The organism is Nocardiopsis sp. iso_40 (genome assembly GCF_056173285.1).
In genome coordinates, this window is the sequence record NZ_CM149666.1 from 2665009 (window position 1) to 2678374 (window position 13366).

At 72.4% G+C, this 13366-nt stretch carries 10 protein-coding genes; 5 read left to right on the forward strand and 5 right to left on the reverse strand.

Annotated elements, in window-relative coordinates; all coding sequences use genetic code 11:
* Positions 1–121: 121 nt before the first annotated feature.
* Positions 122–1507 (reverse strand): hypothetical protein, encoded by a 1386-nt coding sequence (locus AC0VYD_RS11550; RefSeq protein WP_475479866.1) that lies wholly within the window; start codon positions 1505–1507, stop codon positions 122–124.
* Between the two features lie 262 nt (positions 1508–1769).
* Positions 1770–2507, reverse strand: a complete 738-nt coding sequence (locus AC0VYD_RS11555; RefSeq protein WP_475479867.1) for an SDR family NAD(P)-dependent oxidoreductase — start codon at positions 2505–2507, stop codon at positions 1770–1772.
* Between the two features lie 104 nt (positions 2508–2611).
* On the opposite strand from AC0VYD_RS11555, the gene AC0VYD_RS11560 reads away from it, so the two are divergent.
* Both AC0VYD_RS11560 and AC0VYD_RS11565 read left to right on the forward strand, forming a co-directional pair.
* On the forward strand, positions 2612–3097 hold the full coding sequence (locus tag AC0VYD_RS11560) for a GNAT family N-acetyltransferase (RefSeq protein WP_475479868.1): 486 nt from the start codon (positions 2612–2614) through the stop codon (positions 3095–3097).
* A 2-nt stretch (positions 3098–3099) separates the two neighbouring features.
* Positions 3100–4512: an amidase gene (locus AC0VYD_RS11565; RefSeq protein ID WP_475479869.1), complete on the forward strand. Its 1413-nt coding sequence runs from the start codon at positions 3100–3102 to the stop codon at positions 4510–4512.
* Between the two features lie 44 nt (positions 4513–4556).
* On the opposite strand, the gene AC0VYD_RS11570 is transcribed toward AC0VYD_RS11565, so the two are convergent.
* Both AC0VYD_RS11570 and AC0VYD_RS11575 read right to left on the reverse strand, forming a co-directional pair.
* The gene (locus AC0VYD_RS11570) at positions 4557–5858 is read right to left on the reverse strand and encodes a hypothetical protein (protein WP_475479870.1); all 1302 of its coding nucleotides are present in this window, start codon (positions 5856–5858) and stop codon (positions 4557–4559) included.
* Between the two features lie 182 nt (positions 5859–6040).
* Positions 6041–7342: a CapA family protein gene (locus AC0VYD_RS11575; protein ID WP_475479871.1), complete on the reverse strand. Its 1302-nt coding sequence runs from the start codon at positions 7340–7342 to the stop codon at positions 6041–6043.
* A gap of 289 nt (positions 7343–7631) precedes the next feature.
* Here AC0VYD_RS11575 and AC0VYD_RS11580 point away from each other — a divergent pair, with 289 nt between their 5' ends.
* Both AC0VYD_RS11580 and AC0VYD_RS11585 read left to right on the forward strand, forming a co-directional pair.
* Positions 7632–8849 (forward strand): FxsB family cyclophane-forming radical SAM/SPASM peptide maturase, encoded by a 1218-nt coding sequence (locus AC0VYD_RS11580; RefSeq protein ID WP_475479872.1) that lies wholly within the window; start codon positions 7632–7634, stop codon positions 8847–8849.
* Positions 8849–10156 (forward strand): HEXXH motif domain-containing protein, encoded by a 1308-nt coding sequence (locus tag AC0VYD_RS11585; RefSeq protein ID WP_475479873.1) that lies wholly within the window; start codon positions 8849–8851, stop codon positions 10154–10156. Before AC0VYD_RS11580 ends, AC0VYD_RS11585 begins: the two co-directional genes overlap by 1 nt.
* Positions 10157–10162: 6 nt before the next feature.
* Here the strand turns inward: AC0VYD_RS11585 and fxsT are convergent, their stop codons facing one another.
* Positions 10163–12724, reverse strand: coding sequence for an FxSxx-COOH system tetratricopeptide repeat protein (gene fxsT, locus AC0VYD_RS11590; RefSeq protein WP_475479874.1), 2562 nt, complete (start codon positions 12722–12724; stop codon positions 10163–10165).
* 256 nt (positions 12725–12980) lie between these two features.
* Here fxsT and fxsA point away from each other — a divergent pair, with 256 nt between their 5' ends.
* Positions 12981–13154 carry an FxSxx-COOH cyclophane-containing RiPP peptide gene (fxsA, locus tag AC0VYD_RS11595; protein ID WP_475479875.1) on the forward strand — a complete coding sequence of 58 codons (174 nt, stop codon included), beginning with the start codon at positions 12981–12983 and terminating at the stop codon, positions 13152–13154.
* The last annotated feature ends 212 nt before the right edge of the window (positions 13155–13366 follow it).

Below are 13366 nucleotides of genomic sequence, written 5' to 3' on the forward strand. Positions count from 1 at the left end.
GTGGTGTCCGCTGTGCGGTCCGGGGCCGGGGAGGTCGCCCGTGGGGGGCGGTCTCCCCGGCCCCGCTGACGTCGGTGGGGCTGCGGTTCCGGGGTGTTCCGTCCGGTGTGCTGGGCGGGGCTCAGGCGGGGGGCGGTGCGTGGGTTTCGGCCGCGCGGGCCCTGGCCGCGATCGACGGGTCGGGGTGGTGGCGTCCCAGGAGGCGCAGGACCTCGCGGGTTTCGGGGTGTTCGGGGTTCCACAGGCGTGGGACGTCGTTGAGCAGGAACCGGTCGATGCCCTCGGCCGCCTCCGAGCCCAGGAAGGACTTCAGTCCGGTCTCGCCCAGGCAGGTGGCCGCTGCGAACATGTCGATGGCGGTCCAGTGGCCGTAGGCGGAGGTCAGTCCGTCCTGTTCGGGGGCCGTGAGCATCCTTGAGGCCAGGAGGACCACGGAGGCCAGGCTGACCACGGTGGGGTCCCTGTTGCGGAGCAGGGCGCGGAGTTCCGGTTCGATCCGGGAGCTGATGGAGCCCAGCGCCATGGTGGCGTTCCAACGGCGCAGGGACAGCCCGGGCCCGGACGAGGCCGAGACGATTTCCCGCAGGGCGCGGTCCGGCGGGCGCGCGTCCAGCCAGGCGGTGAGTGCGACGAGTTGGCCGTCGGGGGAGAGGTCGGCCAGGGCGTCGAGGAACCCGTCGGCGCCGAGCCGGATGAACTCCTCGGTCAGGGGTGCGGGTTGCTCCTCGGCGAGGAGCAGTTGGCGGATGCCGAAGCGGCCGAGGTCGGTGAGCTGTACCCAGGCCGGTTCCGGGCGGGGGCCGTGTGTTCCGGTGGTGGCGGTTCCGCGGGTGTGCCAGCCCAGGGTGATTGCTCCGGCGTCGTTGAGCTGCCACAGGGCGCGGGTCAGCAGGGCGGTGCTCCAGGGCGGGTGGCGGGTGGGCAGGTAGTGGGTTTGCCGGGCGGGCAGGATTTCCTGGGTGAGCAGTCGTAGGGGGACGCGGGCTCCGTCTGGGGATTCGTAGAGGCGGCCCAGGGCGGTGCGGGGGTCGAGTCCGGCGGTGCCGCGCAGGGCGCGTTCGGCGCACTGGTGGAAGGCGAGGGTCCACCAGTGCAGGACGCGTCCGGTGGAGCCGAGCCACCGTTCCAGTTCGGGGGCGGGGCGGGCCTGCCCGGCCTCGAATTCGATCATGCCCAGGTGCCGGGCGGTGTGCCAGGGGATGAGGAAGTCCTCGGCCTGGGCGGGTGAGGTGATCTTCGCTGTCCAGGCGGAGCGGTGTTCGGGGTCGCGGCACAGGGTTCGGGGCCACAGGCCGAACTCGCTGATCGCGGTGAGGGTGTCGTGCAGGTCCGGCAGGCCGTCCGCGTCCACGGGGGTGACGGGGCCGCACCAGCGGGAGAGGCCGACGGTGGCGCGCATCAGCGGGGAGTCCAGTGCCCTGCGGGCGAGTTCCTCGGTGGGCAGCAGGGAGACCGGGCGGGCCGAGAACCGGCGGGGTGAGGGCGCTTGCGGGTGGTGGGATGACATGGGTGCCCCCGGGTTGTCCTCGCGCTGCGTTTCCTCCTCTCCTTCTACAGCGAGTGTGCGGGGTTGTGGTGCGATTTCGGGGACATCGTGGGAAGAAGGCCGCTGAAAGGGGTTTTCAGGTCTTGGGCAAAAGCGGCATCCAGCAGGAAAAACCGTATTCTGGTTCCGTTAACGGTCTGTCCGTGCCTCCGAATCCTGGAATCCCGATAGTGGGCAGGGGAGCCCGCTGCCCGGACTCCGTTCCGGCGCGGCCGGGCCCGGGTCAGCGAAGGTGGGAGGCGCCGTTCAGGTCCAGGACGGCGCCCGAGGTCCAGGTGGCCTCGGGTGAGGCGAGGTAGCGCACCGCGGAGGCGACCTCCTCCGGTGCCGCGACCCGGCCGAAGGGGCTCTGGGCGCGGACCCGGTCGGTCAGTCGGGCGGACACGCGCTCGGTCTCCACGAAGCCCGGGGCCACCGAGGCCACCGCGATGCCGTGCGGGGCCAGGGCCACCGCCAGGGACTGGCCGAGCGAGTGCAGGGCGGCCTTGCTGGCCCCGTAGGCGGGGTGGTCGGGCTCGCCCTTGAAGGCGCCGCGCGAACCGACGTTGACGATGCGGCCCCCGTGGCCACGGTCGATCATGTGCCGGGCCACCAGGTAGGAGACGTTCGCCGCCCCGAACACGTTGACCTCCACCGTCTCCCGCCAGGCCGACTGCCACTCCTCGTAGGAGGTGTCGGCGACCGGGTGCGGGAGGTTGACGGCGGCGTTGTTCACCAGCACGTCCACGCTGCCCAGGCCCTCGACCGCCCGCTCGACCAGTGCGGCCGCTGCCTCGGGGTCGCGCAGGTCGGCCCCGGCCAGGACGTGGCCCTGCCCGGGCAGGGCCGCCAGGGTGGCCTCCGCCTGCGCACGGCGGGTTCCGTAGTGCACGGCGACGCGGTCCCCCGCCTCGGCGAAGGCGGTCGCCACGGCCCGGCCGACCCCTCGGGCGGCACCGGTGACCAGGACGTTGCGACTCATGGGGGACCTCTCGACGGGTGCGGTGGCGCCTGCGAGGCTACCGGTCCGCGGCGGGCGGCAGAAACCCGTGGAGACGCCGCCCCGCGGCCTGGTTGAATGCGTCCATGTTGATTCGGACAGCGCTGCCCTCCGAGCGGCGGGCCATCGGTGAGCTCCGGGTCCTGGCCTACGGGGCCCAGGGCCTGCTGGACGCGAGCCCCTCCTACGCCGACACCCTCCGGGAGCTGGGCTGGCAGGGGCGGGACGAGGTGCTGGTGGCCCTGGTGGACGGGCGCGTGGCCGGTACGGTCGCGTTCGTGCCCTGGGGGCCGCACAGCGAGACCGCCCGGGGCCCGGAGGAGGCGGAGGTGCGCGCTTTCGCGGTCGATCCGTCGGTGCAGCGGCGCGGGGTCGGCGCGGCCCTGGTGGGTGCGGTGGTGGACCGCGCCGGGCAGGAGGGGTTGTCCCGTCTGGTGCTGAGCACCCAGACGGTGATGCGGGGCGCGCAGCGCCTGTACGAGGCGCACGGGTTCGTCCGTCTGCCCGAACGTGACTGGTGTCCTGTTCCGGGGGTCGACCTGCTGGCCTACGAGCTCGTTCTGAAGGACTGACCTTGGACGCCCATGAGTACGCGAACCTGGACGCGACCGCTCTGGCGGCGGCGCTGCGCTCGGGTGAGGTGACCCCCGACGAGGTCGAGGCGGTGGCCAGGAAGTGTCTGGCCGCTGCCGACGCCGACCTCAACGCGCTCACCCGCCCGCTCTTCGAGCCCGGGCTTCCCCATGACCCGGGCGGCCCGCTCGCCGGTGTGCCCTTCGTGGTCAAGGACAGCGGTCCCGTGGCCAGGGGTGTGCCCTTCACCCTGGGCAGCCGAGCGCTGCACGGGGCGGTGGGTGCGGTCGACCAGGAGGTGATGGCCCGGTTCCGGTCGGCCGGTCTGGTGGCCCTGGGGCAGAGCACCGCGCCCGAGCTGGGGCTGAGTTTCGCGACGGAGTCCTCGGCGTACGGCGTCACCCGTAACCCGTGGGACCCGGGGCGGGGGGTCGGCGGTTCCAGCGGTGGTTCGGCCGCGCTGGTGGCGGCGGGGGCGGTGCCCTTCGCGCACGGCAACGACGGCGGGGGTTCGCTCCGGGTGCCCGCCTCGGCCTGCGGTGTGGTCGGGCTCAAACCCAGCCGGGGGCGGGTGCCGTGCGGGCCGTTGGTGGGGGAGGCGGCCTTCGGGCTGGTCTGCGAGTTCGGTCTGACCCGGACCGTGCGTGACGCCGCGCTGCTGCTCGACCTGGTGGGTGCTCCGCCCGTGGGGGAGAAGCACGCGGCCCCGCCGCCGCTCCGGGGTTCCCACCTCGAAGCCCTGCGCACCGGTCCCGGTCGGTTGCGGGTCGCGGTGAGTACCCGCCCCTGGGCGGAGACCGGGGTGGATCCGCAGGTCGCCGAGGCCGCCCGTGACGTGGGCCGGGTGTTGGAGTGGATCGGGCACGCGGTGGCCGAGGGGGCGCCGGAGTTCGAGGCCGAGGACGTGGTGGAGGCGTCACTGCTCGCCGCGATCTCGACCACGGCCGCCCTGTTCAGCGGCCCCAGGCCCCCCGATCCCGCCCTGATGGAGGCGGTTCCGGCGCGGATCCTCACCGAGACGCGGGGGTACGGCGCCCTGGACGTGGTGGCCTGCCTCCAGGCCCAGCACCGGGTCACCGGGCCGGTGGGGCGCTTCTTCCAGGGGTACGACCTGTTGGTGACCCCCACCCTGGCGGGGCTGCCGCTGCCGCACGGCACCCTCGACCACGGGGCCGGGCACACGGTGCGTTCCTGGTTGCGCGACATCTACGCGCACGGCCCCTTCACCGCGCCGTTCAACGTCTCCGGCAATCCGGCTGTCAGTCTGCCGTTGGCCCAGAGCCGGGAGGGCCTGCCGGTCGGGGTGCAGCTCGTGGCCGCCCACGGCCGGGAGGACCTGCTGTTGGCGGTCGCCGCCCAGCTGGAGGAGGCCGTCCCCTGGCGGGACCGTCGTCCCGTGCCGACTCCGGGCTGAGCGGTTTCCCCCCGGGGGGCCGTCCGGGGGGCGGGAGCGGGGGTCTATCGGGCGAGTTCGGCGGTGCCCTTCAGCGGGCACTCCGCGGTCAGGGCCAGGACCACGTCGGCCCAGGGGCGCTCGGCCACGGTGCGGACGAAGGTTCCGGCGTCCGCACCGACCGGTGGCAGACCGGCGTTGACCAGGGTTCGGGCGGCGGTCTCCGGTGAGGGCTGTCCGGTGATCCAGCGGTCCAGGAGGGTCCCCACGTCCACGGGTCGGACCTCCTCCAGCACGCCCAGGAAGGCTTCGGCGTCCAGGGCCGTCACCGACGGGGCCGTCGGCACCTCGATGCCGGAGGCGCGTAGGCGGCGGGCGGCGCAGTGGTCGCCCAGGGCTGAGATGCGGTACCGCCCGTTGGCGACCTGCTGTACCGCGTCGAGGCCGGCCAGTGCCGTCAGTATCCGGTGTACGTGCTGTTCGGCGGATTCCGGGCCCGGGGCCGTGCCGGGCCCGCAGGCGTGCACCAGTTCGGCGGGTGTGTGCGCACGGCCGGACAGGAAGAGTTCGGTGAGTACCAGGAACGGGGCGGGGCCGGGGATCGCCGCCATGGTGGTCAGGGCGTCCGCCCAGGCGTCGGCGGCGGCTCCGGGCCGTTCGTGCGCCCAGGCGTGCGCGGCCGGTCCGGGCAGTACGTGCAGGTAGGTGGTGCGGAGCAGGCCGGCCGAACGGGCCACGGTGAACAGGGAACGCACGTCCTGGGGTGTGGTTCCGAGGGCCTCGGCGGCCTGGGCGGTGTCGGTCGCGCAGAGGTCGTCGTGGTCGGTGCCCGGGCGCAGGAGCCGGTCCGGGTCCACCCAGGCGGCCAGCCTGGCGGCCTGGTGCAGGGTGTTGACGGCCCCGGCCCGGGCGTCCAGTTCGCTGAGGGGGGCGGGCACGAACGGCAGCAGCAGCGGGGGTTCCCCGGTCTCCCCGTGTCCCAGCCGTTCCAGGAGCGGTGCGGCGGCCTCGGCCAGGGGCTCGGCTCGGGGGCCGGTGGGGGTGCCGGGGGTCAGGTCGACCTGTTCGATGGCGGTGCGCAGCCTGCGCGGGCTCTCGGCGGACAGTAGTGCGCCGCAGGAGACGAGGTGGTCGCACCAGGACAGCCAGGTGTCCCGGAGGTGTTCGGGCAGTTCCTCCCGTTCGGTGAGCAGGGCGGCGACCTCGTGCACGTCGTCGACCGTCCAGTCGCCGGGTTCGTGTGCACCGGCGTCCTCGTGGGCGTGTAGGAGGAGGACCAGCGCGTCCACCTGCAGCAGGGGCGGCGGGTCGGCTTCGTTCGCCCAGTCGAGGCAGCGGGAGATAGCGGTCATGAGTCGCTCAGTCATGGAAGTGTCACCGAACGTGATGAGGGTGGCCGAAACGGGATCAGGGTAACCCGTGCGGGGCCCCGTGCAGGGCGGAACGGCCAAAACCGGTCTGCGGGAGCACGCGCCGGCCGGCCGGCGCGGGCGTCGGCGCGAGGCCTGCGGGGTCCTGGTCGTGTGGTTCGGGGCCCGGCGGTGCGGGTTCACTCGACCGCGACGAAGCCCGGGTCCGCGCTCACCCCGAGGCCGTCGACGTACCCCATGATGCGGTCGTGGGCGGTTTGGTAGACCTCGTGGTCGTTCTCGGGCAGGGTTTCGTCGGCCAGCGCTCCGGCCAGGTCGACCAGGTGGGTGTCCGGCTCCAGGGAGATCCAGGTGGGGGCGGCCTCCAGGCTGCCGCTCTCCCACTCGCCCGGGGCCGTCTCGGTGAACTCCACCCTGACCATGAGCCCTTCGCGGCGGGAGTCGATGGGCGGGGTCGACTGCCCGGAGAGCTGGTTGCCCATCCCGTAGACGACCCACTCGCCCCCGATCCGCTCCACCGGTTGCACCACGTGGGCGTGGGTGCCCAGGATCAGGTCGATGTCGTCGGAGGTGACCAGGTCGGAGAGTTCCCGCTGTTCCTCGTCGGCCTCGTGGGAGTACTCGGTGCCCCAGTGCATCGACAACACGACGATCTCGGCCCCGGCCTCGCGTGCGCGTGCGGCCTCGTCCAGGATCGCCTCCTCGTCGGTGAGGTTGCCCATCCACTCCTTGCCCTCGGGCGGAAGGAAGCCGTTGAAGCCGTAGGTGTAGGACAGGTGGGCGACCGGTACCGGATCCCCTCCGTCGGCGGGTGAGACCTCGTAGATCTGCGGTGTGCGGGCCTCCTCCTCGGTGCGGGCGCTGCCCGCGGCCCCGAGTCCGGCCTCCTGCAGGGCGTCCAGGGTGCGCACGACACCGTCCTCGCCCATGTCCAGGGTGTGGTTCGAGGCGGTGGAGCAGCCGTCGTACCCGGTCGCGGCGATCCCCTCCGCGACGTGCGGCGGGGAGCTGAAGACCGGGTATCCGGTGAAGGGGCCCTCCTCCGGGGCGAGGGGTGTCTCCAGGTGGCACAGGGCCAGATCGGCGCCGTCCAGGGCCGGGGAGATCCCCTCGAACATCGGCGCGAAGTCGAACTCCCCGCCTCCGTCGCGTTTGGCCTGTTCCCAGATGGGGCTGTGTACGAGAATGTCGCCGGTGCCCAGGACGCTCAGGGTTCGGGGGGCGTGTTCCTCGTCGCCGGGGGAGGGTTCGGAGCCTGCGGCGGTGTGCTCGGTCTCGGGGTTGGTGCAGGCGGTGGCTGCCAGGGTCAGTGCGGCGATCGCGGCCAGGGCTGGTCCGGGAGGGCGTCCGGGGAGGGGCGTGGCGACACGGGCGGGGCGGGATCGGGGTCGCTCTTCCCCGGGCTCCCCGGTGGTGCGGTGGCGCTGGGCCGGGCCGCGGAAAAGAAGCGACGAAACGATGATTTCTGTGTGTCGCGACAAGGTTCTTCTGCCTCTCTCGGGTAATGGCCAATCCTTTTTCTCTGGCCGCAAGCGGTCATTTTCTTGGGGATCATGACGTTTGGCGGCGGCAGCCCGGGAAGAATCGCCGAGGGCAGCTGAACCGGCTCTTCCCCGCGGAACGGGCCCTCGGGTCAGCTCGCCTGCACCACGGCGCGGGGGTGGACTACCCATGGGTGAGGTTTGCGGATGCCCAAGGGGAGGACATAGATCGACAAAAGCGATAACCAGTCGTATTTCTCGTTTTCCGTCATCCCAGGAGGTCGTCAGCATGGTCGGCAACAGCGATCCGGAAAGACGCCCCGAATGGCCCGAGGACATGGATGTCGACCAACTCCTCGGACAGGGGTGGCGGCCCACACCCTTTCGTGAGTTCATCCTCAAGGTCCACAGCCGCTGCAACCTGGCCTGCGACTACTGTTACATGTACGAGATGGCCGACCAGGGCTGGCGCCGCCAACCCCGGCGCATGGCCCGACCCACGGTCGACCGGGTCGCCGAACGCATCGCCGAACACTCCCGGACCCACGGGCGCGAACGGGTGGACGTCGTCCTCCACGGCGGCGAGCCCCTCCTGGTCGGCCTCGACCACCTGCGGTACACGGTCCAGGCCCTGCGCAAGGCCTGCGAACCCGACGTCCGCGTCGCGCTGAGGATGCAGACCAACGGGGTCCTGATCGACTCCCACTTCCTCGACCTGTTCGAGGAGCTCGGCATCCGTGTCGGGGTGAGCATCGACGGGGCCGAGGCCGACCACGACCGCCACCGCACCCGGGCCGACGGGCGCGGCACCCACGCCGAGGTGCGCGCGGGGATCGAACGGCTCAACACCCGCGGCAGCCACCTGATGTCGGGCCTGCTCACCACCGTCGACCTGGAGTCGGACCCGGTCACCACCTACGAGCACCTCCTGGAGTACGGCCCGCCCGGTGTCGACTTCCTCCTTCCCCACGGCAACTGGGACGAGCCGCCTCCGGGGTGGTCGCCGACCGAACCCCGCTACGGGGCCTGGCTGGCGTCCGTGTTCGACCGGTGGTACGGAGCGGCCGAGCGCGAGACCAACATCCGCATGTTCAACGAGATCATCCGCCTCGTCCTGGGTAGCCCCTCCCGCACCGAGAGCGTCGGCCTGTCCCCGGCCGCCCTCGTGGTGGTGGAGACCGACGGCAGCATCGAACAGGTCGACAGCCTCAAGTCGGCTTTCGAGGGGGCGGCGGGCACACCCCTGCACACCTTCACGCACAGCTTCGACGACGCCCTCTATCTGCCTTCGGTCGCCGCCCGGCAGATCGGGGCCAGGGCCCTGAGCCCCACCTGCGCCGCCTGTCCGCTGTCCCGTGTCTGCGGCGGCGGGCTCTACCCGCACCGCTACCGGAGCGGGAACGGTTTCCGCAACCCCTCCGTGTACTGCGCGGACCTGTTCCACCTGATCACGCACATCCACCAGACCGTGGCCGCGGACGTGGCCCGGATCAGGGAGGGGCTCTGATGCCAGACCCGGTTCCGGCTCCGGTGTTCGACGCCCTGGCACGCGGCGGCGGTGGAAGCGGGGCCACCTCCTTCCTGCGCCTGGCCCAGTTCGGCAAACACCTCATGCTGCTGCGCCGGGTCGTCGACGCGGCACGCGAGGCACAGCACCCCGAGGCCGACCGGGTCGGCGACGCCTACGAGCTGTTGGTCCGCGCCCAGGAGAACGCGCCCGACCGGGTGGCCGCGGTGCTGCGCCAACCCACCGTGGGGGTGTGGGCGCGGCGGACCGCCCTGGCCCTGGCCGGACACCGTTCGGAGGAGCCCCGGACCGACGGGATGGCGGCGGTCGCGGCCGCCGCGGCGCTGCGCGGCGGTGTCGACGCGCGGATCGAGGTACCGCTGGACGGCCCCACCGTGCCGCTGCCGTCCCTGGGGCGCGCCCTGGTCGGGGCGCGGGCCGGCCGGGCGCTGTTCGAGACCGGTGGCGGCCCGGCCACGGTACGGGCGGAGCGCGGCCCGCGGGTGGTGGTCCCCGAGGACCCGCACGAGGACGCACCCGGCTGGCAGGCCCTGCGCCGGCTGTCCGCCGAGCACCGGGGCAGGCGGATCGAGCTGCTCCTGGACGACCAGGACCCCGACCGCATGCCCGGTGCCGTCCCGGTGGCCCGTCGGCTCGGGGCGCGGGAGCTCGACCACTGGCGCCGGACCCTGTGCGGGGCGTGGCGGTTGCTGGTGGACCACCACTGGACGGTGGCGGCCGAGACCGAGGACACCGTGGTCACCCTGACGCCCGTCACCGCCCCGGGCGGGCGCCTGCACACCAGCGCCACCGCCCGGCACGCCTTCGGCAACCTGGGGTTGTCCACACCGCCCGACCCGGTGCTGCTGGCCCTCACCTTCGCCCACGAGGTGCAGCACGCCAAGCTCACCGCCCTGCTCGACCTGGTGGACCTCACCCTGCCCGAGGACGGGAGCCGCTACTACGCGCCCTGGCGCCCCGACCCCCGGCCCGCCTCGGGGCTGCTCCAGGGGGTGTACGCCCACCTGGGGGTGGCCGGGTTCTGGCGCAGGCACCGGCACACCCTCGCGGGGGAGGCGGCCCGCAGGGCCCATGCCGAGTTCGCGCACTGGCGCCGCTCCACCGCGGACGCCTCCCTGGCCCTGGCCGGGTCCGGCAGGCTCACCGCCGAGGGCGGGAGGTTCCTCGGCGCCGCCGACCGGACCCTGCGCCGCTGGCTGGCCGAGCCGGTCCCGGCCGAGGCCGAGGAGGCGGCCGGGGCCGCCGCCCGCGCCCACCTGGCCCGGTGGCGCGAGCGCAACGGCTGAGCCGGTTCAGAGCAGGGGCGGGTCGAAGTCGGCGACGAGCCTGCGCCCCTCGGCCAGGGCGCCGGTGAAGGGGTGCTCGCGGCCCAGGGTGCGCACGTAGCCGGTGAGGGTGCGTTCGGCCAGCTCCTCGGCCTCCTCCGTCTCCTGTTCGCCGCGCAGGTCCAGCACCAGGTTGGAGGCGCAGGCCAGGGTGCTCGGGTGTTCCTCGCCCAGCAGGGCGCGGTAGCGGCGCAGGGTGCCGCGGCCCAGCCGGGCGGCGTTCTTGGCCTCGCCGAGGGCGGCCAGGTCGCTGGCCAGGTTGGTGGCGGCCGCCAGCGTGTAGTGGTGGTTGCGGCCGAGCCTGGCCTCCAGGGCGGTCAGCGCCGACTCGTTCATCGACCGGGACCGGGCCGGGTCGCCGGTCAGCCGGTACAGCAGGGCCACGTTGCTGGTGCACCCGTGTTTGTAGGGGTGGTCGGCGCCGTAGGCCTGGGCGTAGCGCATGTCGGTGTCCTCGGCCAGTTCCAGGGCGCCGGCCAGTTCGCCGGTCATCCGCAACAGGTTGGCCAGGCACATCGCCGCGGCGAGGGTGCTGGGGTGGTTGATGCCGTGCAGCCGCAGGTAGCGCGAGTGGGCGTCCTGGCCGAGTTCGAGCGCCTCGTCCAGCTCCCCGGACAGCCGTCGGGCGATCGCCAGGTCGACCTGGGTGCGCAGGGTGCGCGGGTCCTCCACGCCCAGCTGGTCCCGGCCGTAGGCGAGCGCGTCCTCGCCCAGGTCGCACGCCTCGGTGAAGTCGCCGGACAGGCGTACCGCCTGGGCCAGTCCGAACCAGAACGTCAGCAGCGTGGGCGAGCCGCCCGCCGGCCCGCTGCGCTTGAGCAGCATGTACGCGCGTTCGTGCTTGCGCTGTGATTCCGCGAAGTCGCTGGTCAGCGCGTAGTCCAGGGCCAGGTTGTACAGGGCGCGCAGGGTGGCGGTGTCGCCCGGCCCGAAGGCCTCCTGGTGCTGGCGCAGCACCTCCTCGTCGTGTTCGCGCGCCTGCCAGAAGTCACCGTGGGCCCGGTAGTCCGCACCGAGGCCGGAGAGCACCGACAGGGTCTCCGGGTGGGCGGGGCCCAGGGTGCGGCGCATCCTGGGCAGGATGGCCCGGTTGAGGTCGTGCGACTCGACGTAGCGTCCCAGGTCGCGGAGCCGGTTGGCGTACTTGGCCTGTGCCTCCAGGACGAAGGGGTCCTCGTCGCCGGAGTCGGCCGTCCACTTCTCGATGAAGTCGCGGGCGTAGCGGCTGGCGGTCTCGTAGTTGCCGGACACGTACAGGAAGTTCAGCATGTTCAGCGCGAAGCGCCGTACCTGGGGCAGGTCGGATTCGGCGATCCCGGCCGGGCGCATGTGGGAGAGCAGTTCGAGGTAGCGCGCCTGGGCGGGTGCGTCGGTGAAGGTGTCCGGTGCCGCCGCGCTGAGCAGCGACCACACCTCGACCCGGATCGACTCCTGGGTCCGCTCGTCCAGCTCCTCGCGCAGCAGGGCCTGGATGAGCCGGTGCACCTGGATGGTGCGGTTGGCCTGGTCGAGCCGGACCAGGGCGTAGCGGCCGAGGCGGCCGATGGCCTTGCTCAACCGGATCGGGTCGGCCAGCAGTTCCGCCATCTCCGGGCGCACGGGGCCGTTCTCCACCGGGAAGAACAGGTCGCGGGGGATGGGTTCGGGGCCGAAGAAGGCGCAGCAGCGCAACAGCTCCATCGCCTCGGGCAGGTTCTCCTGGAGTTTGGCCACCGAGAGCTGCCAGGCCGCGGTCATCGGTTTGGGGTACTCGGGGGGTTTGCCCTCGCGCAGGAGCGGGCCGGTGCGCTCGGCGAGCAGGTGCAGGTACTCCCGGGTGGACATGCCCGTCTCGGACTGCAGGGCGCCGGCCTGTTCCAGGGCCAGGGGCAGGTGGCCCAGGGCCTCGGACAGTTCGGCGGCCTCCTCGGCGGTGATGCCCCGCGGGATGCGCCTGGTGAGGAACTCCACGCTCTCGTGTTCGGCGAACACGTTGACCGGGACGGTTTCGGCGACCCCCTCCCACCGGTGGTTGCGGGTGGTGATCAGGACGTGTCCCGGCCCCTGCGGGATGACGTCGGAGAGCTCCTCGGGTTCGTCGGCGTTGTCGAAGACCAGGAGCCAGCGCGCGTACGGTTCGCCCTTGCGCAGGGCCTCCAGGACCCCGTTGGTGGCCTCCTCCACCCCGGTCACCGCCGGTCCGGGCAGGTTCAGGTGCGGTGCCAGGTGGGCCAGCGCCGAGCGCACCAGGCCCGGCTGGTCGGCCATGATCCACCAGACCAGGTCGTACTCGCTGCGGTAGCGGTGGGCGTACTCCACGGCCATCAGGGTCTTGCCGACACCGCCGTAGCCCTGGAGCGCGCGGGGGACGGCCGGGTCCGCCGGGCCGTGCGGGACCACCGCCGTGACCTGGTTGAGCAGACCGGCGCGGAGTTCGTTGATCTGTTCGCTGCGACCGGTGAAGTTCTTGTGGCGCGGCGGGACCCTGCCCCACACCTCCGGGAATCGGTTCTTGCCCCGGCTGGGGAGGTCCCCTTGGGAAGCGGTCACGCGGTGTCCTCCGGTTTCACATAGGCCCCACCAGGCTTTGTTTTCCCGTCGGTGAAAAAGCCCGGTGTTGTGTTGTGCGGGTGGATGTTGCCTGAGGGAGGTGTATGCACAATCAGCGTAGGCGAAGAGGTTAGGGAGCGACAGGTGCGTGGTAGGAACTTCGTACGACGAAAACAAAAACGGTTCTTGGGAAAGGGCGGTACTCACCGTCCTTTCACGGTTGGCTGTCAAAAGGTGGACGCATGGAGGGAAGCTGATGGGAGAGCACGGTTTCGCCGGGGGGTCCGCGCTGGTGGACGTGGGCGGCCTGTCGCTGCGTGACCTCGACGGGATCGGCGCTTCGGCGATCGCTGAGGCGTTGCGTACGGTGCTCGACCCCCGTGAGGCGGGCGCCGAGACGGTGGCCGGTTTCGTGAACGACCCGGAGTAGGAAAGCGGTTTCGGCGCTCCGGGAACCGGGTCGGTTCGGGCTGTTGGTGTGGTGTGTCCCGTGCCTTCCGCCGTCGCGGTGGGGGTCCCGGGGCGGTGCGGCGAAAAGGACACAGGAATGTCGCCGGGGCTCGAAAGGGGGCCCTGATTCGTGGCACCATGGACAGCGCTGTTTCGCCCCAGAACAGTCCCCATTTCCGCTGGCCGGGAGCT